The organism is Methylobacillus draconifructus (genome assembly GCF_045984355.1).
Taxonomy (GTDB): Bacteria; Pseudomonadota; Gammaproteobacteria; order Burkholderiales; family Methylophilaceae; genus Methylobacillus; species Methylobacillus flagellatus_A.
The window spans coordinates 22,305-47,296 of the sequence record NZ_JBJQII010000002.1; the positions used below are offsets into that span (position 1 = coordinate 22,305).

The 24,992-nt window shown below is 57.6% G+C and carries 25 protein-coding genes; 8 read left to right on the forward strand and 17 right to left on the reverse strand.

The features are described 5' to 3' along the window. Nucleotide 1: 1 nt before the first annotated feature. Genes ACJSDX_RS03900 through ACJSDX_RS03915 form a run of 4 tightly spaced genes read right to left on the reverse strand, consistent with a single transcriptional unit; the run spans nt 2 to nt 4,043 of the window. On the reverse strand, nt 2–631 hold the full coding sequence (locus ACJSDX_RS03900; protein ID WP_309565468.1) for an amino acid kinase family protein: 630 nt from the start codon (nt 629–631) through the stop codon (nt 2–4). After that, nucleotides 618–2,003 (reverse strand): aminodeoxychorismate synthase component I, encoded by a 1,386-nt coding sequence (gene pabB, locus ACJSDX_RS03905; RefSeq protein ID WP_407993585.1) that lies wholly within the window; start codon nt 2,001–2,003, stop codon nt 618–620. The genes ACJSDX_RS03900 and pabB overlap by 14 nt, the downstream gene beginning before the upstream one ends. After that, a complete protein-coding gene (locus ACJSDX_RS03910; RefSeq protein ID WP_407993586.1) occupies nt 1,997–3,076 on the reverse strand; it encodes a hydantoinase/oxoprolinase family protein in 1,080 nt (359 codons plus the stop codon). The genes pabB and ACJSDX_RS03910 overlap by 7 nt, the downstream gene beginning before the upstream one ends. Then, nucleotides 3,069–4,043 (reverse strand): ATP-grasp domain-containing protein, encoded by a 975-nt coding sequence (locus ACJSDX_RS03915; RefSeq protein ID WP_407993587.1) that lies wholly within the window; start codon nt 4,041–4,043, stop codon nt 3,069–3,071. The genes ACJSDX_RS03910 and ACJSDX_RS03915 overlap by 8 nt, the downstream gene beginning before the upstream one ends. A gap of 49 nt (nt 4,044–4,092) precedes the next feature. On the opposite strand from ACJSDX_RS03915, the gene ACJSDX_RS03920 reads away from it, so the two are divergent. Then, on the forward strand, nt 4,093–4,797 hold the full coding sequence (locus tag ACJSDX_RS03920; protein ID WP_407993588.1) for a HisA/HisF-related TIM barrel protein: 705 nt from the start codon (nt 4,093–4,095) through the stop codon (nt 4,795–4,797). An 88-nt stretch (nt 4,798–4,885) separates the two neighbouring features. Here the strand turns inward: ACJSDX_RS03920 and fae are convergent, their stop codons facing one another. The 10 genes from fae to ACJSDX_RS03970 all read right to left on the reverse strand — a co-directional run bounded on the left by fae (nt 4,886) and on the right by ACJSDX_RS03970 (nt 14,210). Continuing rightward, complete coding sequence (gene fae / locus ACJSDX_RS03925) at nt 4,886–5,422, reverse strand: formaldehyde-activating enzyme (protein ID WP_407993589.1); 537 nt, start codon at nt 5,420–5,422, stop codon at nt 4,886–4,888. A 349-nt stretch (nt 5,423–5,771) separates the two neighbouring features. After that, nucleotides 5,772–6,317, reverse strand: coding sequence for a 6-phospho-3-hexuloisomerase (gene hxlB, locus ACJSDX_RS03930; protein ID WP_309565473.1), 546 nt, complete (start codon nt 6,315–6,317; stop codon nt 5,772–5,774). 118 nt (nt 6,318–6,435) lie between these two features. Further along, the gene (gene hxlA / locus ACJSDX_RS03935) at nt 6,436–7,065 is read right to left on the reverse strand and encodes a 3-hexulose-6-phosphate synthase (RefSeq protein WP_309565474.1); all 630 of its coding nucleotides are present in this window, start codon (nt 7,063–7,065) and stop codon (nt 6,436–6,438) included. A 144-nt stretch (nt 7,066–7,209) separates the two neighbouring features. Next, on the reverse strand, nt 7,210–8,160 hold the full coding sequence (gene tal / locus ACJSDX_RS03940; RefSeq protein ID WP_309565475.1) for a transaldolase: 951 nt from the start codon (nt 8,158–8,160) through the stop codon (nt 7,210–7,212). Between the two features lie 134 nt (nt 8,161–8,294). Next, complete coding sequence (locus ACJSDX_RS03945; RefSeq protein WP_407993590.1) at nt 8,295–9,140, reverse strand: triphosphoribosyl-dephospho-CoA synthase; 846 nt, start codon at nt 9,138–9,140, stop codon at nt 8,295–8,297. Continuing rightward, nucleotides 9,137–10,063: an ATP-grasp domain-containing protein gene (locus ACJSDX_RS03950; RefSeq protein WP_407993591.1), complete on the reverse strand. Its 927-nt coding sequence runs from the start codon at nt 10,061–10,063 to the stop codon at nt 9,137–9,139. Before ACJSDX_RS03950 ends, ACJSDX_RS03945 begins: the two co-directional genes overlap by 4 nt. Continuing rightward, the gene (gene mch, locus ACJSDX_RS03955; RefSeq protein ID WP_407993592.1) at nt 10,063–11,046 is read right to left on the reverse strand and encodes a methenyltetrahydromethanopterin cyclohydrolase; all 984 of its coding nucleotides are present in this window, start codon (nt 11,044–11,046) and stop codon (nt 10,063–10,065) included. The genes ACJSDX_RS03950 and mch overlap by 1 nt, the downstream gene beginning before the upstream one ends. Nucleotides 11,047–11,067: 21 nt before the next feature. After that, nucleotides 11,068–12,177, reverse strand: coding sequence for an ATP-grasp domain-containing protein (locus ACJSDX_RS03960; RefSeq protein ID WP_407993593.1), 1,110 nt, complete (start codon nt 12,175–12,177; stop codon nt 11,068–11,070). 26 nt (nt 12,178–12,203) lie between these two features. Next, a complete protein-coding gene (locus tag ACJSDX_RS03965) occupies nt 12,204–13,115 on the reverse strand; it encodes an NAD(P)-dependent methylenetetrahydromethanopterin dehydrogenase (protein WP_407993594.1) in 912 nt (303 codons plus the stop codon). A gap of 96 nt (nt 13,116–13,211) precedes the next feature. Continuing rightward, nucleotides 13,212–14,210 carry a beta-ribofuranosylaminobenzene 5'-phosphate synthase family protein gene (locus tag ACJSDX_RS03970; protein WP_407993595.1) on the reverse strand — a complete coding sequence of 333 codons (999 nt, stop codon included), beginning with the start codon at nt 14,208–14,210 and terminating at the stop codon, nt 13,212–13,214. A 217-nt stretch (nt 14,211–14,427) separates the two neighbouring features. Between ACJSDX_RS03970 and ACJSDX_RS03975 the strand changes: the two genes are divergently transcribed. The 6 genes from ACJSDX_RS03975 (at nt 14,428) to ACJSDX_RS04000 (ending at nt 20,773) form a co-directional block, all read left to right on the forward strand. Continuing rightward, nucleotides 14,428–15,723, forward strand: a complete 1,296-nt coding sequence (locus ACJSDX_RS03975; RefSeq protein ID WP_407993596.1) for a formylmethanofuran dehydrogenase subunit B — start codon at nt 14,428–14,430, stop codon at nt 15,721–15,723. A 21-nt stretch (nt 15,724–15,744) separates the two neighbouring features. After that, nucleotides 15,745–17,421 (forward strand): formylmethanofuran dehydrogenase subunit A, encoded by a 1,677-nt coding sequence (locus ACJSDX_RS03980; protein WP_407993597.1) that lies wholly within the window; start codon nt 15,745–15,747, stop codon nt 17,419–17,421. Further along, the gene (fhcD, locus tag ACJSDX_RS03985; RefSeq protein ID WP_309565484.1) at nt 17,421–18,329 is read left to right on the forward strand and encodes a formylmethanofuran--tetrahydromethanopterin N-formyltransferase; all 909 of its coding nucleotides are present in this window, start codon (nt 17,421–17,423) and stop codon (nt 18,327–18,329) included. The genes ACJSDX_RS03980 and fhcD overlap by 1 nt, the downstream gene beginning before the upstream one ends. Further along, complete coding sequence (locus ACJSDX_RS03990) at nt 18,326–19,135, forward strand: formylmethanofuran dehydrogenase subunit C (protein WP_407993598.1); 810 nt, start codon at nt 18,326–18,328, stop codon at nt 19,133–19,135. Before fhcD ends, ACJSDX_RS03990 begins: the two co-directional genes overlap by 4 nt. 162 nt (nt 19,136–19,297) lie before the next feature. Further along, nucleotides 19,298–19,954, forward strand: a complete 657-nt coding sequence (locus ACJSDX_RS03995; RefSeq protein WP_407993599.1) for a YiaD family glycine zipper/OmpA-like lipoprotein — start codon at nt 19,298–19,300, stop codon at nt 19,952–19,954. A gap of 357 nt (nt 19,955–20,311) precedes the next feature. Continuing rightward, the gene (locus tag ACJSDX_RS04000) at nt 20,312–20,773 is read left to right on the forward strand and encodes a GIY-YIG nuclease family protein (protein WP_407993600.1); all 462 of its coding nucleotides are present in this window, start codon (nt 20,312–20,314) and stop codon (nt 20,771–20,773) included. A 149-nt stretch (nt 20,774–20,922) separates the two neighbouring features. Here the strand turns inward: ACJSDX_RS04000 and ACJSDX_RS04005 are convergent, their stop codons facing one another. The 3 genes from ACJSDX_RS04005 to ACJSDX_RS04015 form a co-directional block, all read right to left on the reverse strand. Next, the gene (locus ACJSDX_RS04005; protein WP_407993601.1) at nt 20,923–21,483 is read right to left on the reverse strand and encodes an IMPACT family protein; all 561 of its coding nucleotides are present in this window, start codon (nt 21,481–21,483) and stop codon (nt 20,923–20,925) included. Between the two features lie 39 nt (nt 21,484–21,522). Beyond that, on the reverse strand, nt 21,523–23,007 hold the full coding sequence (locus tag ACJSDX_RS04010; protein WP_407993602.1) for a helicase HerA-like domain-containing protein: 1,485 nt from the start codon (nt 23,005–23,007) through the stop codon (nt 21,523–21,525). Between the two features lie 86 nt (nt 23,008–23,093). Then, nucleotides 23,094–24,038 (reverse strand): CysB family HTH-type transcriptional regulator, encoded by a 945-nt coding sequence (locus ACJSDX_RS04015; protein ID WP_309565489.1) that lies wholly within the window; start codon nt 24,036–24,038, stop codon nt 23,094–23,096. A gap of 155 nt (nt 24,039–24,193) precedes the next feature. On the opposite strand from ACJSDX_RS04015, the gene ACJSDX_RS04020 reads away from it, so the two are divergent. Then, complete coding sequence (locus ACJSDX_RS04020; protein ID WP_407993603.1) at nt 24,194–24,991, forward strand: sulfite exporter TauE/SafE family protein; 798 nt, start codon at nt 24,194–24,196, stop codon at nt 24,989–24,991. Nucleotide 24,992: the final 1 nt, after the last annotated feature.

The following is a 24,992-nucleotide window of genomic DNA, read 5'->3' on the forward strand; positions in this document are numbered from 1 at the left end:
TTCAATTCCAGGAACAACGCACCGGCAAGCCTACCCGCGTCAGTTCCTCTTCGCTAAAGCCGTCGTTGAATGCCACGCAATCCTGGCGCCCGACCACCCAGGTGTTGAACGCCCGCCCGGCAATGTGGTCGCCGAAGGCGTCGTCGACGAACCCTTCCTTGGTCAGCTTTTCCAGCGAAACCTGCTGGTCCGCGTCAGGACGCGAGGATTTTACGAGAATCAGGTGTTCGGCATTGAGCTTGGCCGCAAGATAGGCAGCCAAGCTGTCGGAAGTAATTCCCCAATTCATGGGAATGGTCTCATCGGCACAGATCATGTCGCTGGGCAGCCAGACGATACCGCGGTGCTGCCAGCCGCGTTCGGCGATTTCCAGCTCGCTCTTGGCGGTGACCAAACGCGGGCTCAAGCCGGTCATCAGGACCCCATATTGGTCCATCGCCATGACTGCCATGCGGTGCGCGGTCGCGTCATCGATGCCGCTGCTGATCTGGGCATCGCGCACAGCATCGGCAAAAATACCTCCTCCGGGCACGATCAGCACCTTGCCGTCCCCATGGCGCGCCACGACATCCAGCCAGAGATTGAGCTCGGACGAGCCTAGAAGACTGCCTCCCAGTTTAATTACCCACATCTTGGTCACCCCGAAAATGTTCAACGAGTTTTAGCATGGTTGATGCCTTGTCCCAGGTTTCGCGATATTCTTTATCCGCTTCCGAATCCGCTACGATACCACCTCCAGCCCAGAAGCGGATTTCCCCGTGCGAATAAACCGCCGTGCGGATAGCAATATTGGTATCCATATTGCCGTCAAACCCGATGTAACCGATGGCGCCACAATAGACGCCACGCCGATGCGGCTCCAGCTCCTCGATGATTTCCATGGCCCTGAGCTTGGGCGCCCCGGTGATGGAACCGCCGGGAAATGCGCCGCGCAGCAGGTCGACCGCCTCATATTGGTCAGCCAGCTTTCCCGTCACGGTGCTGACCAGATGGTGCACGTTGGCATAGCTTTCGAGCACAAACAGGCGGTCGGCCCTGACGGAACCGGTGGCGCAGCTCTTGCCGATATCGTTGCGCAACAAATCGACGATCATGAGATTCTCTGCCCTGTCCTTGAGGCTGCTTTTCAGGTCATCCGCCTGGCGTGCGTCTTCGCCGGCATCGGCTGACCGTGGACGGGTGCCTTTGATCGGACGGGTTTCGACATGGCGTCCGCTGACTTGCAGGAAACGCTCTGGCGAATCCGACAGCACCTGCACACCGGGCAGGTTCATGAAGGCCATAAAAGGCGCCGGGCCGATTTCACGCAAATATTGGTATGCCTGCCATGCATCACCGCTGGCACCGGCGCTAAAGCGCTGCGCCAGGTTCACCTGGTAGCAATCGCCCTCATGGATATAACGCTGGATACATTCAAAGGCATGCTGATAAGCGGCAACGTCAAAATTGGAACGTACCGGCGTATCGACGGCAAAGCCGGGGGCATCCTGCTGGCTAGCAGCACCTTCAAACAATGCGCATAACGATTCCCAACCGGCCTTGCGTTCTTCGACGATCGCACAGCACACCAGCCAGGTTTGCTGCTTGCGGTGATCGACAATGACGGCCCAATCGTAAATGCCAACCATCATTTCGGGAATGTGCTCGCCATCCTGAGCCCGGTTGGGCAAGGATTCAATACTGCGCGCCAGGTCATAACCGAAATACCCGACTGCCCCGCCGGTAAACGGCAGGTCCGACTGCAAGCGCGGATACTGTTGCAATGCCTGCTTCAACAACAGGAATGGGTCTTCATTGGATTCGTGCACGCCCTGACGGTCGCGCACTTCGGTCGAACCGCCACGCGTGGTGAACGTCACGACAGGATCGGCGACCATGATGTCATAGCGCCCGTATTCGTTGCCGGGTCGCCCGCTATCCAGGTAAATGGCCCAAGGCCGCTGCGTTATTCTCGCGAACAAGGAGGAGCTATCGGCCAGATAGGGAAGCTCGCGCCTCAGCATGCTGCCTCCGTTCCAGATGCAGGAATACCCAGATTGGCGACGGCATAGGCAGGCAGGCAAACGCCTGCCCAATTCCTGACCGGATCCGACTCGGCCTTCAGCAAGGAGCTGACCGCGATGAACTCATGGCCTAACTGCTGCGCCAGCTCGCGCACCAGGAATGTCCCGGCCCCTGCGCCGATGAACGGCGTTCCAGGACGAATCAAATTGCGGGAAAGATTGCGCAAGGTCGCGTGACGCAACAAGGCCAGCTGCTGCTGCTTGAACGCCTGCGCCAAATGCAACCAAGCGGCCTTGTCGGCATCGCCGGCATCCCTCCCCACCATTCTTGCGAGACGCCTGCTGGTTTCCTCGATGCTTTTCCCGGTGCCATCCGCCGTCGCTGCCATATCCTCTGCCGCGTCGAGCTCGCCAGTCAGCCGGTAGACATCGGCCGTTGTCGCAAAATGCTCAGCCGCCACATTGTGCCATTGCCCGGCGAACGGAATGCGGGAAGCCAACGCCATAAGGGAGGTACGCGCCACGCCGGTGTAGACCAGCTCCTCATGCTGCATGCGCTCCGCATCGGTCAGCCCGAGATTGGCGGGGCGGCCGTCCTGAAGCAGGACAAAATCCGCTGTGGTGCTGCCGATATCGATGAACAGGCCTTGCTTCAGCTTGCGTGCGACAAAAGCCGCACTTGCCAGCCAATTGGCCGACGCAATCGCATTGGCGTTCGCCTGCACCTGCGCCAATGGCACAAAGCCGTTGGCGCCGGCAAAGAACAACACCTCCCCGCCCAGCCTGGCATGCGCCCGCGACGCGATTTCCCATACGCCGCTGGGCCGGTCAGGAAAAATATCCGCCAGCTCCCCCGTCATCGTCACGCTATGGCGAATGCCTTGAGGCGCGCCCAATTGGGCAAATGCCGCATTCAACGCGGCATCCAATTGATCCAGGCCTTGCCATAAAGGGCATGACACCTGCACTACCTTGACGGCAACGCCATCTGCGCGAACCAAGGCCGCTTTCAGATTGGCGCCACCAATGTCCCAACCGAGATACTGTTGGAAGGAAGGGGTTGTTTCACTCATTCAGATTGATTTCAATTCGGTTGCGCTGCAATCCAGCCGGCAGCTTGAAGGCCTCATTATAAAACAAGTCCAATAGCAACCGCGCCGGGTTATAGTGGATCGCAGCGTGAAGCCCGGCAAAAGAAGTGGTCAGGCGCGGATTCACCTCCAGGACATGCAACCGGCCATCGTTGCCGATGATCAAGTCCACGCCCACATAACCGAACAAACCCGGCATGGCCGCGGCAACCTGGCAGGCAAGCCGGTCAAAACTTACCCAATGCCCGGCAGCGCCGTTCACCACTCCGCCGCGATAACATATTTTTCCCTGCTCGAACTCAATCAATTGTTGATTGCATGTCAATAACCAGGCCTCCCCGTCACGGCAGAGCATGGTCAGGCTGGCCGGCTGCCCTTGCACATAAGGCTGCACGATATGATCCGCCGGCGCATGCCGCAGCCAATGTTCCAACGCATGTACATCCCGGAAATATCTGGCGCCCTCGCAGCTCACTCCATCATCCGGTTTGGCCACCCAGGCACTTCCTGAACCAGGACGATGCGGAACCCGCATGGTTTCCACGACAGGCACACCAGCAGAATGCAATTGTTGGTAGGTCAGCCACTTGCTGCCGGCCACCCTGACCGACTCGCCCCCGCTTGAAAGCAACGCCTTGCCTGAGGCCTCGGCCAATTCCGTCAATTGCAATAAAGCGCCGGCACTTTCCGGTGCTACCAGCCATACCAGGTCTGCCTCGGCAATCAGTGACGTCCACACTTGCCAGGGCACATCATCCTCATTCAACACATGACACCGTGATACATGCTCCGGCAACGGCAAGCGCGCATCGTGCGCCGAAAGGATTTCCACACCAGGAACGCCACTCATGGCGCCCAGCATGGCATCCCGCATCAGGAGAGCCTCCTGCGCCAGCGATGCTGGAATGGGCTCGCGGTATAATCCTCCCGCTGTGAGATATTCACACACCAGGATACGCATTGCAGCCGGTGACTGGGACAAAGAAAAAGGAGCGCTTGTGCAAGTCATACCCGTGATTGATCTGATGAATGGCGCCGTGGTCCATGCACGCAAGGGCGACCGCGCGCATTACCAGCCGATTGTTTCCAATCTTTGCCACGGCAGCGAAGCTTCGGAGATTGTTCAAGCATTGCTGGGATTATACCCATTCCCTATCCTCTACATTGCCGATTTGGACGCGATACAAGGCCGCGGCCACCATCGCAACCTAATCGACACATTGCTTTCCCAACATCCCGACCTAGAAATCTGGATTGATGCAGGCATCAGCTCCGTCGCGGATATCCAGCATTGGAAGCATGCCCGCCTGCGTCCGGTGCTTGGCACTGAAAGCATTCCTGACCTAGCCACTTGGCACCAGCTTGCCCAGGCATGTGCGAGCCGGCATATCCTGTCGCTGGACTTCACCGCGGCCGGGTATCAAGGGCCTCCCGAGCTATTGCACAACAGTACATCATGGCCCCAGGACGTGATCGTCATGAGCCTGCCGCACGTCGGCAGCCACAATGGCCCTGACATGGACAAACTGACTCGCTTCCACTCCCGGTATCCCGGGCACTGCATCTATGCTGCCGGCGGCATTCGCCACTTGGGCGATTTGCAATTACTGGGTGGAAAAGGCATCAAGGGCGCACTGATCGCCAGCGCGTTGCACAACGGTAGCCTGGATAAAAGCGCATTGCGCACCTTGCTCGCTTCATAAAGCAAAACGCCCTGATACCGGAATATCAGGGCGTTCGTTCTGTGTTCCGATATCATGATGGCGATATCGGATCTTCCACGCTAGAGGATTACTTAGCTTGGAATGGGTGAGCAGATTCCTTGTAGCTCTTCAGTACGTCAGCTACCTTAGGCTCACGCGCAACAGCGTTCTTGATCGCTTGCTTGGTAGCTTGGTAGTTCCACTCTTGGATACGCTCATCGATATCAGCACGGCTGTCGATGAATACGCCTACGGAGATGAATACGTCATCAGCTTCTTCTTCTGGAATGGTGCCGTCGGCAACACAATCCATCACAGCCATCGCGATACCGCGTTGTGCAGGGCCGAACATCTGAACAGCTTGCTTGCCGTTCTTGATGGTGACCTTGTTGAACATCACGGTAGCAGGCTTCACCATCAGGTTAGGAGCCACGATAGCCAACAGGCCGTTTACGCCTTCCTTCTGGTCGGTCAAAGTGCGGCAGAAAGCGTCTTCTGCAGCGCTACCGCGAGGCCCAATAATCAGATCGATGTGAGCTACGTTCAGCAGGTCCAGGCCGCTGCCGTCAGGACGATTGTCAATAACAAGAGCTTCACCTACTAAAACGCGATCAATAACTGCCATTTCATTCTCCAATATAAAGTTTCCGTAGAAACACGTCGACATTGCCGGGTTAGCTATGCCATCTAACTGCCTTACGTCTGTTTAACGTCAAGCTTGAAAATTTGCAAATATTATACATAGTTTATGAAAACTATGTGAATTGCCACATAAATAATTTGCTTCCATACAAAATTAACATCGGGCTTGTCCCCGGTCTACTCACCATGATGAGCATGAGCATATGCATGGTAACGGCGAGTTAGTGTGATACTTTAAATAGAAGTTCACACAAGATTGAAAATTAAGCAATAAAAAACCCGGAGGCCTTGTGGGGCGTCCGGGTCTCACCTTGGTTATTAAAACCGAGGGCTTATTCGAGGTTGGCGTGGATCGCGCGCATGCCCTCTTCTGTCAGGCCCTTTTGGTCTACCAGCTTGGCAATTGTGGCTTCCAGGAACCAAAGCGTGGACAGCTCGAAAATGGTGCCCATAGGCAGGCCGTGCGTCTTATCGAATGCATGTGCATCGTTGCCGCCGACCGGCACCACCAGGTCAGCCAGCTCCGCCATCGGAGACTGGGCCTTCATGGAGATCACGATGATCTTGGCGCCTTGGCTCTTGGCCTTCTTGACCAGAGGCATCAAGGTTTCCGTGCTGCCGGAACCGGAGATCACGATGAAGAGATCGCCAGCCTGGATGCTTGGCGTGACAACCTCGCCCACCATGCTCACTTGATAACCGGCATGCACCAGGCGCATGGCGAAGAAACGGGAAACCAGCAGGGAACGGCCAGCGCCGCCGATAAAAGTACGGCCGGCAGCATCAACCAGGCTCAGAATCTTGTCATCATAGCCTTCTGCTGTATTGTTGATTACATTGGTCAGTTTGCTGACCACGAGCTCTTGATATTTATTCATAGCATTCACCTTAATTAAACGATGATGAAACTCTAAAAGGCCATAATAAAAAATCCACCAACTTAGCTCGGAAGAGCTATGTATGGTGGATTTTTTTTAGCTTGGCTTAAGCGAAAGATTACTTAGCCAGACCAGTGATTTCAGCAGCAGCAGCAGCTGGATCAGCAGCACCGTAGATAGCAGCGCCAGCAACGATGATGGTAGCACCAGCGTCCTTAACTTGCTTAACGGTAGCTGGCTTAACACCACCAGCAACGGAAACTTCCAGACCCAGGTTCAGACCGGTAACAGTCGACAGGTCAGCGAATGGAGTTTGACCGGCAGCTTGTTGGTCCAGGCCAGTGTGAACGCCGATGATGTGCGCGCCCAGCTTAGCAACTTCCTTAGTACGAGCAGCCTTGTCAGCTACGTTGATCAGGTCGACTTGAGCCTTCTTGCCGTACTTGTTAGCAGCGTCAATCACACCCTTGATAGTACCCAGATCAGCTACACCCAGAACAGTAGCGATGTCAGCACCAGCCTTGTAGAAAGGCTCAGCTTCGTAGAAACCAGCATCCATGGTCTTCAGGTCAACCAGGATCTTGTTGTTAGGGAACTTTGCGCGCAGAGTTTCCAGCAACTTGATACCGTTGTGCTTGATACATGGTGTACCGATTTCGAGAATGTCAACGTGTGGAGCTACCTTTTCAGCCAGCGCAACGGTTGCGTCGAAATCCAGTGAATCTAATGCCATTTGTGTCAATGCCACGATACTTCCTCCAAAAGGGTTACAAATTGAGTACTACTGAAAATAAAAACTACTTTTTATACAAAAGCGGAACGGCAATGGTAATCGCCAAGAGCGCCGCGTGTCAACGTTAATGAGGCATTGACACGCAGGCGATTGAAGTCATTACAGCTTTTCGGCCAATGCCTTTTCCAGCTTGTTTTGGTCAACCACGAAACCGCGGATGCCTTCAGCCAGCTTTTCTGTCGCCATGGCATCTTCGTTCTGCTCGAAGCGGAACTCTTTTTCTGTCAACAAGGCAGGACGCTGCTTGGTAGCGCCGTTATCCACCAGCACGCGTGGCAGGTTGCCTTCTGTCGCCTTCAGCTCTTCCAACAGGTTGGGAGAAACAGTCAGGCGGTCGCAACCAGCCAGCGCAATGATTTCACCGGTATTGCGGAAGGAAGCGCCCATCACCACGGTCTTGTAGCCATGCTCCTTGTAGTAAGCATAAATGCGGCGTACGGACAAAACGCCTGGATCGGTTTCAGCAGTGTAGGTTTCACCGGTCTTGGCCTTGTACCAGTCGAGGATACGGCCAACGAACGGGGAAATCAGGAACACGCCAGCTTCAGCACAGGCACGCGCCTGGGCAAAGCTGAACAACAGTGTCAGGTTGCAGTTGATGCCTTCCTTCTCGAGGATTTCACCAGCCTTGATGCCTTCCCAGGTGGAAGCCAGCTTGATCAGTACGCGATCCTTGGAAATGCCGGCATCAGCGTACAGCTTGATCAGCTTGCGGCCCTTTTGCACCATCGCATCGGTGTCGAAGGACAGGCGTGCGTCCACTTCGGTGGAGATCTTGCCAGGGATATGCTTGAGAATTTCTTGACCGATCAATACGGCCAGCTTGTCGGCAGCGTCTTCGATTTGTTGTGCCTTGTCGCTGCTCTGGGACTTGGCGTAGGCGATTGCTTCATCGATCAGTGGAGCATATTGAGGAATGGTACTTGCCTTCAGCAGCAGGGATGGGTTGGTGGTTGCATCGTAAGGCTTAACGCTCTTGATCGCTTCCACATCGCCGGTATCCGCTACAATCGTCGTGAATTCCTTAAGTTGATCGAATAAATTAGCCATATTGCTCCTCCTTGAGAAAATACAGAAATATTACGCTTGAAAACTTGCTTGCCCGACTGGGAGGCTGTTCAGCCAGGAATAGGCCCAGACCCCGCCAAAGGAATCGGGCTAGTATAACTGAATTTTATTCATAACTATAGAGCGTCGCGTCTCGACAGCGCATACGCCAGCAAGGTCGCGACAGTCAGGTCTGCGCTGGTTCCTGGATTCAGCTCCCGCTCCTTCAGTTCGGCATCGAACCGGAGCAACGCCCGCTGGTAAAGCTTGGGATTTTCGTGCGACAGCAACGCATTCAGGTGCACGCCTGCCTGGCGGCTGACGTCTTCCGCCTGCAACCGGCCGTACTTGCGCTGGATGTGGCTATCAGGAAAGCGGCTTAACAGCGTCAAATAAAGCGCCGTTGTCGCCCAGGCAGCGTTCTGCCATCTCCCCATCGCCTGCGTATACGCATCCAGGCCGACGCCAAACACATCTTCGAATCCGTGCGCATACTGCCAGGCGATACGATCCCGCCCGGCAGAAGCCTGCATTGCCTCAAGCAAGGTAATGCTCGGCGCTTCGCGCACGTCATGCTCGCCAGCCTCGCCCAAGCCTCCTGGGGAAGCGCGGACGATGGCCTTGAACGCAAGCTCGGCATCACAGACATCCAATTGCGCCAGTACCTGCAGCAACCGCTGGCGCAGCGAACCTTTCGCATCAGACAAGGCGGCATGGATCAAGGGCGCGGACAACAACACGATGCCAAGGTTGGTATTGCAATCCACGACGTTCCAGGTTGCTTCCACCGAAGCCAGGATGCGCTGCCCCACCGAAAGCCCTGGCTGTGCAATCACGCCGGCTACGGCATCGGCGCTGCGAATGAACTCCTGCACCACCATGCCGTGTCCGTCGGCAAAGATATGTACATTGCCCGGCTTGAGGCTGGTCAGCTCCGCCATGCATGCCGCACGGAAGGCTTCGGCAAGCTGGGAACCGTTCATGAGACGGCCGTCAAGGCAGGTTGCGTATGGATGCGGGAGAGGAAATCGTCGACCAGGAGCTGCCCGATATTCAGGCCGGTTGCCCCTTGCAGGCCCTTCCATGCCGGGATGCTGTTGACTTCCAGCACGTAAAGCTTGCCGGCACCGTCCCGGATGATATCCACGCCGCAATAGTCCACATCGACCGCCCTGGCAGCGGCCTCCGCCAGCTGGACCAGCTCGCCCTCGGCCGCAACCGCCTCGCAACGGCCGCCCTGGGCCACGTTATTCACCCAGTGGCTGCCATGACGGATCATGGCGGCAACCGCCTTGCCCTTGATAACGAACACCCGGTGGTCATGCCAGGCGCCCTCGCCGCTGTCCACATAGGCCTGCAGGTAGTACAGGCCGTCCACATATTGCTCCATGGGGATGGGGAAGGCGGTTTCATGCGTGAGCTTGCGTATGCCCTGCCCTTGCGAGCCAAACAACGGCTTGAGCACCAATTGCCGGCCGGCCATTGTTTCCCTGAGGTAGATTTCCTGCGCCTGGTAGCGCGACTCGCAAACCCAGGTTTGCGGCGTCGGCACCTGGTTCAGGTGCAGCAGGAAGCTGGTCATGGCCTTGTCGACGGTGCGCTCCACCGCATGGCCGTCGTTATAGACCACCACGCCCAGCAGCTTGAGCGCATGCAGGATATCGAGCCGTGCAATCACGCGCTGCAATGTTCCGCCCGGCACGCCGCGCACGAACACTCCCTTTGGCAGGGCGTCCTCAAACCCCGGGATCAGGACTGCCGGCTGGTTGGCACCAAGGCCAAGATTGAGCGCACAGTCCTTGAGGGAGACGAATACCGCCTCGTATCCACGCGCGGCAAACGCCTCCTTGAGGCGCTTGCCATGCCAGCCGGGATCATCGGTGAAAACCGGAATACGGTGATCCACTATGCGCTATAGCCGAACGACTGATCCAACAGGGCCGCATCCAGCTTGCCGCCGATGAAGCTCTTGCCCGATTCGATGGCTGTCACCGTCACTGCGGCCGGACTGAACAACAAGGGGTCGATCTTGTAGAAATCCATGTTGACCGCCTTGAACACCTCGGCGAACGGACGGCCGTAGTCGCGGGAGGCGCTGCTTGGCAATTCCTTAGCCAGCTTCGCTGCCGCCTCGTCGCTGCCCTTGACGAAGATATGCGCATGCCCGCCGAACAGGATGGCATCGTTGGTACGGCCCATGCCGATGAGGAAATCAGGTGCCGGCGGCGGCAACGGCGCGCTCGCCGCGCCATCGACCACGTGCTCCAGCGGGAAGTGCAAGGTATGGATCTTGTGCAAGGCCACTTCCAGCACGCGCGCCACGATCTGCACGGTGCCGGCCAGGCTGCGGGTCGGGGTCAGGATGAAGGTCAGGTTCTCCGCCTTGACGCCGGTATCGCGCGCAACCTTCTCGACCACCTCCTGCGGCGGCACCTTGTCGCTTTCGAGCACCAGCACTGCGGCATCGGCGCTGTCCTTGTAGCCCAGCTCCTTATAAAGCTCTTCACGGCCAGCCAGCGCACGGCCCGGGCCGGAACCGAGAGAGAAGAACTTTTCATGGGAAAGGCTCCAGCCGGCATACTGGCTGCCCAGGCAAGAAAGCACGGGATTGTTGGAATGCACGGACAGCGTCCAGGGCCAGTGCGGGAAAGTGCTGGAAGAATGCAGGTTGACATGCCCGAGGCCGCCCATGCAGATTTCAGCAATCAGGCGCCCGGCTTCCAGGCCGCCCTCGGCCTTGATGCCCGCATCGATGACGGTAACTCCGCTGGGCAGCTTTTCCACCAGCAGGCGCAAGGTCTTGGCATTATCCACCAAGTGCTTGACCAACGGATTGGTGAGTTGATTAACGCTTGGCCAATAACTGGTATCGATCACAGCCTCGGACATGGAGTTCTCCTAATTTATCTATCAAGGGTTGAAATATGGTTGGAGCATAGCGCTCAATAATGTCATTCGTGTTCTTGCCAGCGCTTCGGCATCCTGCGCATTGTCGGCCTCGGCTTCAATGCTGCACAAGGGCATGTTCCGCGCAATGGTGCTGCCGGCCAAAGGCTTGTCCATCGTCCATTCCGGCCATGAGAAGCCGCCCGGAATGCGGATATCGAAAGGAGCGTAGAATACCAGATTCGCCGTTGCTTGGATTCGCTCAGATGACGTGAAACTGGCAGGCTGTCCCGATATATGGCAAACCAGCCACTCGGCCTGCATTTCGATTGGGTACAGCCCCAGGCTAGAACTCAACCTCGGGTTGACTTCCAGCACCCAGAACTGCTCGCCGTCCACGACCACATCCAGGCTGTTCAAGCCGCGCAAACCGAATGCTTCGGCAAGGCGCCCGGCAGCGCGTATCAGTTCCTTTGCAACAGCCTCAGCCAGTACTACGGGACCGGCGAGGCCGCCATAACGGTATGGCAGGGAATCCAGAGGAGACAATAACTGCCGCTGGAAACCCAGCGGTTGAATACTGCCCCCATGCGCAAGAAACAGCAAGGAAAACGGCTGTCCATCGACCTTGCGCTGAAAATAGTTTTCATCTCCCACCGTCGACAATCCAGCCGGGACAATATGCATGCCGCCGCAACCGCCATGCCTCTTGCTCAACCATTGTGACACCTCAGCACCTGACAGGAATTGAGCCGGTGGCTGATCAAAACAAGTTTCCGGCACCGGGATGCGGTGCTGGACGCATGCCTGGAAAAAACGGCGTGCATCCTTGCAGGCGGCCACGGTTTCCGCAGAGTTGCCAACCAAGTCTACCTGCGAAGCAAGCTCGGCAATCAAGGCTGGCTGGGCTTCAAAACCGCTGCCGTACAGCAAGCGGCTGGCGCCGAACTCCTCAATCGCGGGCAGGAGGCAATCCCTCACGGCGTCGGCAGAGAATCCTCGGCTGTCATAGTCCAGCAGCAAATGCCGGTCGCAGGCAAGCAAGGTATCCTCGTCACCAAAAACATCGGCAGCCAGGACTTGGAATCCTGCTGCCGAGGCTGCAACGACATAAGGGCGGACATTTGCCGCCACGATCGCGATCTTGTTATTCAGCGTGATTACACGAGGTCTTTGCGTGCAAGTTCAAACGCGGTCATGAAGTCGATGTAGACATGGCTTTGACCTTCCAGCATGCGCTTGAACAGGCGCTGCTGCGTCTGGTACTTGATATTGCCGATCGCCAAGGCGCCCACGCCGTAGATTTCCGTGCCTTCGATCAGCACGCCATCGGCCATCACGCCTACGCCTTCCGCGCCGGTCGGCGGCACGGCATTCACATCGGCCACCACCTTCAGGGTCTTGGACTTCTTCATCTGCTCGATGGTCAGCACGCGCACGCCTGCCGCCGCGCAGCAAAGCGCAATGTCGGTACTCGCCAGAATCTGCGTCTTCAATTCGTCGTTGCTGCCGTCGACACAGACAATGCTGGTGCCGTAACGCTTGTTGTAGGCGGCAGCCTTCTCTTCGACATCCGCCATGGTCTTGTGTGCCACCATCTGCACGGTTGCGCCATACTTGGAGGCGATCACGGCAGTGCAGCCGCCCACCGGGCCGGTCGCGCCGAATACGCTCACCTTGCGGCCTTCGAGAGTGCCGCCGAAATTCTTGATCAGCAACTGCTCTACACGCGCCATCATTGCGGCAGACGTAGTGAATGCGCCGGACGGGTCGGCAAACACGGAGATTTCAAAAGGCGGCACCATGGATTTCTTGGCGGTTTCCAGCATATCCATTGCCAGATCCACATCGCGGCCGCCGATCAGCATGCCGGTACGCCATACGCCGCGAGGACCGCGCGAGAAAATGGCATCCTGCACAAGGCCGGTCACTTCATCCAGCTGCACGTTGGTGTATTGCGCAATTGCATCGTAGCCCGCATCGTACGCCATGTTCACGTCGAACGGACTGGCATTCTTCGATGGCGTAATAAAGTGTAGTACATAAGGCTTTTCCAATTTGATCCCTTCCATTTCGCTTGCCCTCATTAATGCGGTACTTTACGTTAAGTAAATAATGGCTGTTGCCATTGTTTCAAAAACCTGATGGTTCCAAAAATCTTCAAGACACTATTCTATCGAGCATGAACTGATCTGCGCGCCAGAATTGATCCCTCTGCACAACAAAAATTCCACTTCAGAAATATGGGAATATCGGGATTCTAGCGCTTCCAACAGCACTCGTGCATCTGTTTCATCGGCACAGACGGCGAAACCTGTAGGCCCCCATGAGCTTTGGCCGACGCAATCGATGCCGTCGGTTTCCAATTGCGTCAATATCCTTGAAATCACGGGGCTGGCATATCGCCCGCCCTGGGCCGGGGCAAAATGGTCGCCGGTGCGCCATTGCAGCTCGCGTATCGCCTGCCCGAAAGCGGGCAGATCCTGTTCGGCCAGTGCGGGCAAAGCCTGCATCAGCAGGTGCCGGCACAACGCCGCCGCGCTATCGGCGGGAAACTCCGGCAAACGGCGGAACGCTTCACGCTCCTCCGCGCCATGCACTCCAGTATGGCTGCGGTCGAACATGAGGATGATGCGCCAGTGCTCAGGAAATTCGGCGCGGGCGATGATGGGTGGCACATCCGTGCCCTCGCCGCGGCCGCCATCGACGATCACGCCGCCTTGGGCAAACGTACCCAGCCCGATACCTGAGCGCGCGCCGCGCGAGGTGAGCACTGCAATATCACGCAGGTTCAGGCCAAGATTGAATAATTGGTTGATTGCGCTGCCGATGGCGAGCGACATCTGAGTTCCGGAGCCCAGCCCGGCATGTTGCGGAATTGCGCTCTCGATCTGGATATGCACACCCTGGGACAACTGCAGCGCGTCGGCAATGGAAGTGGCGATTTTCAGCCCGCGCTTGGCGCCGGGGCCCTCCACCTTAATATCATGTGCGGGAAAAGCGCGCAGGGAGGTCGCCGGTTGATCCAACGATACGCCGATACTTCCGAACTTGCGACCCAAATTACCGTTGAGATCAAAAAACCCCATGTGCAATCGTGCCGTGGTAACAACACTGACGCCCTGCTTATTGATGATGAATTCCTTCAGCTTGCGAGAAACCGGCACTTGTGATGCCAATAATCCGTTATTGTAGCCCAGCCTTATACAGTTTAAAAAGTTCGAGTAAGATTTTTATTCTCCTCCCTCAAGATAAAGTTTGTTGGCACAAAACGGCATGGTCGCGCTTGAAGCTGTTTTCGGGCAAGATCAAGGGGTATAATCTTGCAGCGTGCCTGACCGAGGCACGAACCTTGAAAAACTAACCAGTTTTCGGATGGAGAACATGACGCAATCAACCCAATTTCCGGCGGCATCGCTGGAAGCTGTGCCCTATCCTGCCGACGGGCTATTGAGCGACGATCTCACGCTCTCGCGGGATGCCAACGGCAACTTATCACTGCAGTCTCCGCACTGTCCCCAAAGCAAAGCCTTCTTCGAACAACCTTCCAGCAACGCCACTCCCGCCATCAATGGTCAGGCAGCCACGCTGGAAGCCGCCATCGAGAAGGCAAGCGGCCTGTTGCGCGGCGCGAAGCACCCTTTGCTGTCCGGCCTGGCGACAGACGTCTACGGCATGCGTGCAGTCATGAACCTCGCCGAAACCTCCGGCGCCACCATCGACCACATGAATTCCAAGAGCTCGATGAAGAACATCCTGGTCATGCAGAATTCCGGCTGGTTCGTCACCACACTGAGCGAAGTGAAGAACCGCGTGGACCTGCTGGTCGTGATCGGCACCGATATCGTCAGCTATTTCCCGCGTTTTTTCGAGCGCGTGATCTGGAACAAGGAGGCGATGTTCACCGAGAACACCGCCGACCGCGAAATCGTCTATCTGGGCGGCCGCGACCTCAATACCGCGCCGGGCGTTTCGCCGAACGGCAAGCAACCCGACGTGCTGCCTTGCGACCTTGACCGCGTGCCTGAGGTGTTGGCCGCATTGCGCGCGATCGTCGCCGGCAAGCCGCTCAAAGCGGACAATGTCGCCGGCATCGCCCGCGAGTCGCTGGAAAAACTCGCAGATCGCCTCAAGGCAGCCAAGTACAGCGTGCTCGCCTGGACCGGCAGCGCACTGGATTTCCCGCATGCCGAGCTTTCCATCCAGAACATCGTCGGCGTGGTGCAGGAGCTGAACAAGACCACGCGCAGCGCCGGCTTGCCACTGAGCGGCAACGACGGCGACGTGACGGCCTACAACGTCAGCACCTGGATCAGCGGCTATCCGTTCCGCAACTCCTACCGCCGCGGCTACCCAGACTACGACCCCTACCACTACGACACCGCGCGCTTGCTGGCTGAGGGCGAAGCCGACGTACTGGTCTGGATCAACAGCTTCAAGCCGGAGCGCGTACCGCCCAAGAGCAAGGCGCCCACTATAGTCATCGGCCATTCCGCCATGCAGTTCGAGCAAGCGCCTGAGGTGTTCATCCCGATCGCGATTCCCGGCCTGGAAGCCAACGGCGCACAATTCCGCAGCGACAGCTCGGTAACGTTGCCATTGCGCAAACTGCGCGACACCAGCCTGCCCACACTCGCCGACGTGCTCTCTGCCATAGAGTTCGCACTCAAGGCCGCTTAAGCAAGTCAAGGAACCAGAAACATGCTGATTAAACTGACAGGTGGCCGGGTCTACGACCCTGCGCACCAGATCGACGGCAAGGTCATGGACATCTACGTCCGCGACGGCCGCATCATCGACCGTCCCGGCGACAACGACACCATAGACCAGGAATACGACCTGCGCGGCAAGGTGGTCATGGCGGGCGCGATCGACATGCATACCCACATCGGCGGCGGCAAGGTCAATATCGCCCGCCTGATGCTGCCCGAGGACCACCGCAGCTCCGCCACCACGCATACGGCCGCCTGCCGCGCCGGTTGCGGCCATGCGGCCCCCTCGACATTGAACACCGGCTACCGCTACGCGGAAATGGGCTACACCGCAGGCTTCGAGCCGGCGCTCTCCCCGGTCAATGCGCGCCAGTCGCACCTGGAAATGTGCGACATCCCCATCCTGGACAAGGGCGGCTACGCCATGCTCGGCAGCGACGACTACTTCCTGCGCATGCTCGCCGCCAAGAAGGACCAGAACGCGATCAATGACTACGTCGCGTGGATACTGCACGCGACGCAGGCCATCGGCATCAAGGTGGTGAACCCGGGCGGCATCAACGCCTTCAAGTTCAACCAGCGCGCACTGAACCTGGACGAGGAGAACGTGTATTACCAGGTGACGCCGCGCGAAGTGCTGCAAGCGCTGACGCGCGCCGTCTACGAACTGGGCATTGCCCACCCGCTGCACGTGCACGGCAACAACCTCGGCGTACCCGGCAACATGGAAACCACGCTCAAGACCATGGGTGCGGTGGAAGGCTACCCGGTCCACCTCACCCATATCCAGTTCCACAGCTACGGCACCGAGGGCGACCGCAAGTTCTCGTCTGGCGCTGCCGCCGTTGCCGAAGCATTGAACAAGCACAAGAACGTCTCCGCAGACGTCGGCCAGATCCTGTTCGGCCAGACCGTCACAGCCTCCGGCGACACCATGCGCCAGTATGCCAACTCCGGCCATGCGCACCCGAACAAAGCCGTGCTCATGGATATCGAGTGCGATTCCGGCTGCGGCGTAGTGCCGTTCAAGTACAAGGACCAAAACTTCGTCAACGCCTTGCAATGGGCGATCGGCCTGGAAATCTTCCTGCTGACGGAAGACCCATGGCGCATCTTCCTTACCACCGACCACCCGAACGGCGCGCCTTTCACCAGCTACCCGCACCTGATCCGCCTGCTGATGGACAAGAGCTTCCGCAACGATATGTTCACCAAGCTCAACCTGGATGCCCAGGCCATGAGCACGCTGACATCGATCGACCGCGAATACAGCCTCTACGAAATCGCCGTCATGACGCGTGCTGGGGCAGCCAAGCTGGTCGGCCTGCACGACCGCGGCCATCTCGGCGTCGGCGGTGCCGCCGACATCACGGTCTACACCGACAACCCGGACCGCGAAGCCATGTTCTCCAAACCCGACTATGTGTTCAAGGACGGCGAACTGGTGGTCAGGGACGGCCAGGTGGTCAAAGTCACCTGGGGCAGCACGCATACGGTCAAGCCGGACTTCGACCGCAGCATTGAAAAGGATCTCAAGCAATATTTCGACCGCTATCACACCATGAACATGGAAAACTACAAGGTCAACGCCGCCGAGCTTGAAGACGGCGGCCGCGGCAAGGTGATTGTTCAGGAAGCCAAGGGTCGCAGGGAGAAGACAGCATAATGATTATCAACGGCGTAACCATAGACGACACTTTTGCCGAAGCCTTCGGCATGCGCGGCACCCGTGTCATCATCACCGCGCAGAACCTGCGCTGGGCCTACAACGCAGCGCGCGCCATGACCGGCTTCGCCACCTCGGTGATCGCCTGCGGCGTGGAAGCAGGCATCGAGCGCGAGCTCACCCCGGAAGAAACCCCGGACGGCCGCCCCGGCGTCTCCATCCTCATGTTCGCGATGAGTAGCGCGGTATTGATCAAGCAACTCGAAACCCGCATGGGCCAATGCGTGCTGACCTGCCCTACCGCGGCGGCATTCTCGGGCATAGACGACGGCTATCCTGAAATTACCAAGATCAATCTCGGCAAGAACCTGCGCTTCTTCGGCGACGGCTTCCAGATCTCCAAGGTGTTCAACGGCAAGCGCTACTGGCGCGTACCAGTGATGGACGGCGAATTCCTCACCGAGGAAAGCACCGGCATGATCCGCTCCGTCGGCGGCGGCAACTTCCTGATCCTGGCGGAATCCCAGCCGCAAGCGCTCGCCGCATGCGAAGCCGCGATCGACGCCATGAGCAAGGTGCCCAACGTCATCATGCCGTTCCCCGGCGGCGTGGTACGCTCCGGGTCCAAGGTCGGCTCCAAGTACAAGGCATTGATCGCATCGACCAACGATGCGTTCTGCCCCACGCTCAAGGGCATCACCAAGACCGAGCTTTCGCCCGAGATCGAATCAGTGATGGAAATCGTGATCGACGGCCTCACCGACCCCGACATCCGCGTCGCCATGCGCGCAGGCATCGCCGCCGCATGCGCACTCGGCGCCAAGAACGGCATCAAGCGCATCTCCGCCGGCAACTACGGCGGCAAACTCGGACCCTACCACTTCAAACTAAGGGAGATCATGGCATGAGCGCTTTGACCTTCACTCTCAAGACAACATTGCAGCAACGGGTCGACCTGTCCCCGCTCACCCCCGACAACCTGGCAGGCAAGAGCCTGGCGGACATCGGCGCCATCCTGCTTGATAGCGGCCGCGAGAAACTGCGCGCGGACAGCCTGTTCGACATTTCAGGCGACGATACCGCAGACATCGTCTTCAACAACGCCAACGGCAAGCTGGACTTCATCGGCAGTCAGATGAAGTCTGGCCGCATCACCGTCAACGGCGGAGCAGGCTCCTATCTCGGCCTGCAGATGCGCAACGGCCACATCGTGCTCAACGGCGATGCCGACGCCTTCCTTGCCAGCGGACTGGCGGGCGGCCTGATCGAGGTCAAGGGCAATGTAGGCGACTTCCTCGCCGCAGCGCTGCCCGGCGACCGCAAGGGCATGAAAGGCGGCATCGTCCTCATCAGCGGCAACGTCGGCGAGCGCGCAGGCGACCAGATGCGCCGCGGCATCATCCTCATCGAGGGCAACGCCGGATCATACCTCGCCTCGCGCATGCTGGCAGGCACCATCGGCGTGCTGGGCAGCGTCGGCGAATACGTGGGCTATGGCATGCGCCGCGGCACACTGCTGCTGAAGCAGGAGCCCAAGCTGCACGCTACCCTGCAGGACTGCGGCACCCACACCCTGCCCTTCCTCAGCCTGATGTTCAAGTCGTTCCGCAACCTGCCGAGCAAGTTCGCCGCGATCAGCCAGAACCGCGTGCAGCGCTATGCCGGCGACATCGCCAACGACGGCAAGGGTGAAATCCTCGTATTCAAGCAATAAATTTTTCCGCGCGACTGCGGCATCAAACAAAGCCCGCGCCATTGGCCGGGCTTTTTCATGCATGGCCGATCATTAACAATTGTAAACAATGTTTGCAACGAACTTATGGTCATTTAAGCTACTCAAAAAACCCGTTGCGTCACCTAACAATAAAGGAAAATCATGAAAACAAAACTCACTGTCGGCGCCATGATGGCCGCTCTCGCGCTGGGCGGCTGCGCCAATATGTCTGAAACGCAGAAAGGCACCGCCAAGGGCGCCGCTATCGGCGCCGGCACCGGCGCAGTGATAGGCGCGATTGCGGGCAAGGGCAAAGGCGCTGCCATTGGCGCCGCCGTCGGCGCAGGCGCGGGCGCCATCGCCGGCAACGTCTGGTCCAAACGCATGGAAGAGCAGAAACGCCAGATGGAGGAAGCCACGCAAGGCACTGGCGTGCAAGTCTCCCAGACCGAAGACAACCAGCTCAAGCTGAACATCCCCAGCGACATCTCCTTCGCCTCCGGCAAGGCCGATATCCAGCCTAATTTCCGTGCTGTGCTGGACAACTTCGCCACCACCCTGAAAAACAACCCCAGCACCCTGGTCACCATCATCGGCCACACCGACAACACCGGTTCCGATTCCATCAACAACCCATTGTCCGTGAACCGCGCTGCCAACACTCGCGACTACCTCACCGCGCGCGGCATCGCCGCCAGCCGCTTCACCATTGACGGCCGTGGCTCGCACGAACCCTTGGTTGCCAACGACACTCCAGCCAACCGTGCCAAGAACCGCCGCGTGGAGATTTTCGTCGCGGAACCAGCACCGGCGCAATAACCCTACCTCGTCTGACATTCTTAGCAGGTAGCCAATGAATAACCCCGCATATTCAGTTGAATATGCGGGGTTATTTTATGAATGAATTCTGAGGCTGTATTGGCTGATGATAATCAGATTACGATACGATACCTATTAATGCCAGTGAGCATTATCAATATATTGATCTGCAAAATTTTAGTCGGCCTAAATCATCATATGTAGATTGATGTTATTTGAATCATTGGAGAGTAGATTGACTTAGCTTTACCTCATCAAATACGATGCGGCTATCTAAATATTAGTTAGCTCCCAATGCCACTACACGAGTGCCCTCACACCTTCCAAGAGCTGGCCACAACTACGCTTCCGGCGCACATGGCCAGAATGCACGTCGCCTTAGCGGATCCGCGCAACATGGATCTATTTGCAAGACCCGGAATCGGCCCCGGCACGCTAATCAAAGAATTTGGCATTCCCCAGGACTTCTCTGGCTGCTATGTGCTTCTTGAAGCAGACGCACCAATCTACGTTGGTATTTCGCGTGGTGTGATCGGGCGACTTCGGCAGCATGTCTTCGGCAAAACTCACTTTGACGCGAGCTTAGCGTTCCGCATCGCCATGGCCAGACACCCGGACAGAGCTATTGCCAACCTAACCCGATCGGAGGCAATGCAAGACCCACTGTTTGGAACGTCTTTCGCTGAGGCCCAAGCCTATTTACGCTCGTTGAAGGTCGCTGCCATCGCTATCGAGAATCCGCTTGAGCTGTACGTCTTCGAGCCGTATTGCGCTCTTGAGTTGGACACGCATCAATGGAACTCTTTTGAGACGCACTGAGTTGGGTTCTCACAATTCATTCAAGCCGATGCTGCTTCGTGGCACGGCTTAACAACTTAAGCATCAGAGCACAGATACCGCCAACCACGTTAATGCAGCACACAATATTAAAAATATGCGCCACATAGATTGCATTCCCAACACCACAACTATCCGTATTTCTGCTGCAAGTCCGGAATCTCGCTTGCCGGCACGGTCGCAATGACCGTCACATATTCAGCGAATGTCTTGTCCAGGATTTCGCCATTCATTTTGGCAATTTCCCGAGTGAAGATATCCAACTGCTTGTAATCAAGCTCAATCCGAATTTTCTGCATCTCGACGAAAGGCCCAATCTGCGCGGCGTCCAGCGCCATCTTCGCAGTGCCGCCATAGGCGCGGACGAGGCCGCCGGTGCCGAGGTTGATGCCGCCGTAATAGCGAATCACGCCGACGCAGACGTTGATGAGGTCGCGGCCTTCTAGGAATTGCAGCACAGGCTTGCCCGCAGTGCCGGACGGCTCGCCTGCGTCGCTGAAGCGCTGGACGATACCCTGTGGGGTCTTGAGACGGAACGCATAGGCGAGATGATGTGCGCTTTGGTGCGCTGCCGCCAGGCGGCGCAGCGACATGCCGACGGCGCGCTCATCCGCGCAATACTCCGCGATCGCGAAAAAACGGGATTTATTGATGGTCTGTTCTGCCTGACCTGGCTGTACGATGATCTGCAAACTACCCGACCTTTACCACTGAATACTTAATCCCGCCGGTTACTTGCGGCGCTTGCCCCCGAGAATGGAACCCAATACCCCGCGCAATATCTGCCGCCCCAACTCGGAGCCGATTGCACGCGCGGCGCTCTTGGCGGCGGTTTCCAGCACGCCCTGGCGGCTGGACGGTTTGCCGGACTTTTCTGCATTGCCGCCGAACAAGTCGCCCCAATCGAAGCCCTTGTCGGCCTCCTGCTGTTCAGTGGGCGTTTCCGTGGCCCGGCCCTTGAGGATTTCATAGGCGGACTCGCGGTCTATGCTGTTCTCATAATGGCCGTATACGATGGAGCTCTTGATGAGCTGCTCGCGCTCGACCGGCGTTATGGCACCGATACGGCTGCCCGGAGGGCAGATGAACGCACGCTCCACCGGGGTCGGGCGGCCGTGCTCGTCGAGGAATGACACCAATGCCTCGCCCACGGCAAGCTCGGTGATGACCTCGCTGACCTTCACCGCGGGATTGGCGCGGAAGGTTTCGGCCGCGGCCTTGACCGCCTTCTGGTCGCGCGGCGTGAATGCGCGCAATGCGTGCTGCACGCGGTTGCCCAGTTGGCCGAGCACGACATCGGGAATATCGAGCGGGTTCTGGCTGACGAAATACACGCCCACGCCTTTGGAGCGGATCAGGCGCACGACTTGCTCGATCTTGTCGAGCAGGGACTTGGGCGCATCATTGAACAACAGGTGCGCCTCGTCGAAGAAGAATGCCAGCTTGGGTTTTTCCAGGTCCCCTACTTCCGGCAGTTTCTCGAACAGCTCGGACAACAGCCACAGCAACAAGGTCGCATACACCCTGGGCGAGTTATACAGGGTATCGGCTGCCAGCACGTTCACGATGCCCCAGCCTTTCTGGTCGGTCTGGATCATGTCGTCGAGGTTCAAGGCCGGCTCGCCGAAAAGCTGGTCCGCCCCCTCGTGCTCGAGCTGCAGCAATGCGCGCTGGATCGCTCCCACGCTGGCGCTGGAGATATTGCCGTATTGCGCGCTGTATTGGGCGGCATTTTCGGATGCGTGCTGGATCATGGCGCGCAAATCCTTGAGGTCAAGCAGCAGCCAGCCCTGGTCGTCGGCAATCTTGAATACGGCGGTCAGCACGCCGGACTGCACGTCATTGAGGTTGAGCATGCGCCCCAGCAGCAACGGCCCCATCTCGGCGATGGTGGTCCTGATCGGGTGGCCTTGCTTGCCAAAGACGTCCCACAAGGTCACCGGGCAGGCGGCCAAGCTGAAATCGTTCAGGCCGAGCTGGGCGACGCGCGCATCGATCTTGGCGTTGCCGCCGCCGATCTGGCTGATGCCGGCCAAGTCGCCTTTGACGTCGGCCATGAACACCGGCACGCCCATGCGTGAAAAGCTTTCAGCGATGCTCTGCAGCGTTACCGTCTTGCCGGTCCCCGTCGCGCCTGCCACCAAGCCGTGGCGGTTGGCCATTTTAGGCAGCAGGTAGAGGAAATCCGCGCTTTTAGCTAAAGGAGTCGGTGTCATACAACCTCAAAAAACTATCAATTGAACAGATGCTCAACAATACCAGAAATGCACGGCGGCAACCTCGGCAATCACCGCATGAACGTTTATTGTTCCGCCGCCGCGTTGTAGCCGGTCTTCAATTCGGCCTCTACCGCCTTGCGAGGATAATGCGGCGCCAGCAGCTCGATGAATGCATAAGAATACCCGCGCAGGTAGGCGTCGCGGCGCAAGCCGATATAAGTCGTGCTGGGCGGGAACAGGTCGCTCACGTCCAGCATGGCCAGGTGGCTGTCGCGCTGCGGGTCGTACGCCATGTTGGCAAGCAGGCCAATGCCCAGGCCTAGGTTGACGTAGGTCTTGATCACATCGGCATCAATCGCGGTCAATACCACGTTCGGGTTCAGGCCCGCCTTCTCGAACACCTTGCTCACCAAGGAGCCGCCAGTGAAGGCGAAATCGTAGGTGATCAAGGGGTAGCGCGTGATTTTCTCGAGTGTGATGGGCTGTTCGGCCAGCAAGGGGTGGCCCTGCGGCATCACGAGGCAACGGTTCCATTGGTAGCAAGGCAGGCAAAGCAGGTCGGTGAAGCTGCTGATGGACTCGGTTGCGATGCCGATATCGGCCTCCCCCTTCTGCACCTGCTCAGCCACTTGCGTGGGATTGCCCTGGTGGATGGTCAGCTTGACCTTGGGGTAGCGCTGCATGAACTCCTTCACCGCCGCAGGCAGGCGATAGCGCGCCTGGGTATGGGTGGTGGCGATGGTCAGCGTGCCGGAATCCTCATGTGAAAACTCATCGCCGACGCGCTTGATGTTGTCCATCTCCATCATGACGCGTTCAGCCAACTGCAGTATAATTTGGCCCGGCTCCGTAACCCCGATCAGCCTCTTGCCATTGCGCTTGAATATCTGCAGGCTCAACTCGTCCTCAAGCAGCTGGATCTGCTTGCTTACCCCCGGCTGGGAAGTATGCAAGGCATCAGCCGCAAGGGATACACTCAAGCCCTGGCGGGCGACTTCGCGAATGTACCGCAATTGATGTATTTTCATGTGTTTATTCAGCCTTGGTTTTATAACAAAATCACATATGCATAGAATAACATACTATGAAAAATTTTAATTAACCTGTTATAATGTAAGGCTTTTTCTGGCATGGTTTTTTAACTGGACAACCAGACGTCCCAGATAAAAACAACAATCAATTCATGGACATAGGATACATTCTCTCCGGCTTTGCCGTAGGTTTTCTTGTTGGCATTACCGGAGTGGGAGGCGGCTCGTTGATGACCCCTCTGCTGGTATTCCTGTTTGGCTTCAAGCCAGTAGTGGCAGTTGGAACCGACTTGCTGTTTGCGGCACTAACCAAGACAGGCGGCGTTTGGGTGCATCATGGCACTCACAAGTCTGTGGACTGGAAGGTCGTCGGGTTGCTGTCGGCTGGCAGCTTGCCGGTATCGGTCATCACGATTTACGTCATCAAGCACTTGATGGCCGTGGGCAAGGAAATCGGCGGGTTGATTACTTATGCCCTGGGTATTGCATTGATTTTAACCGCATGTGCTCTGCTGGTCCGCAGTGTCATCATGCGCAACAAGCAGCGTGAAATCGAGCAAGGCGCCATCAGCACCGGTCGCTTCACGGGCACGACACAAGTCGCTGCCACTATCTTGACTGGCGCCGTACTAGGAGCGCTGGTGACATTATCTTCAGTAGGCGCGGGGGCGCTGGGCACGATTGCCATCCTCCTGCTCTACCCGAAGATGAGCACCTTGAAAGTCGTGGGCACCGACCTCGCCCACGCCATTCCGCTGACTGCGATCGCAGGCATCGGGCATTGGACGCTGGGTCACGTGGATTTTGTATTGCTCGGCAGCCTGCTGATCGGCTCGCTGCCAGGCATCTGGATTGGTAGCCATTTGAGTGCCAAAATTCCGGAAAAAGTATTACGCCCGATCCTGGCATTGATCCTCTTGCTGATCGGTTTGAAATTTGTTCTAGCATAAA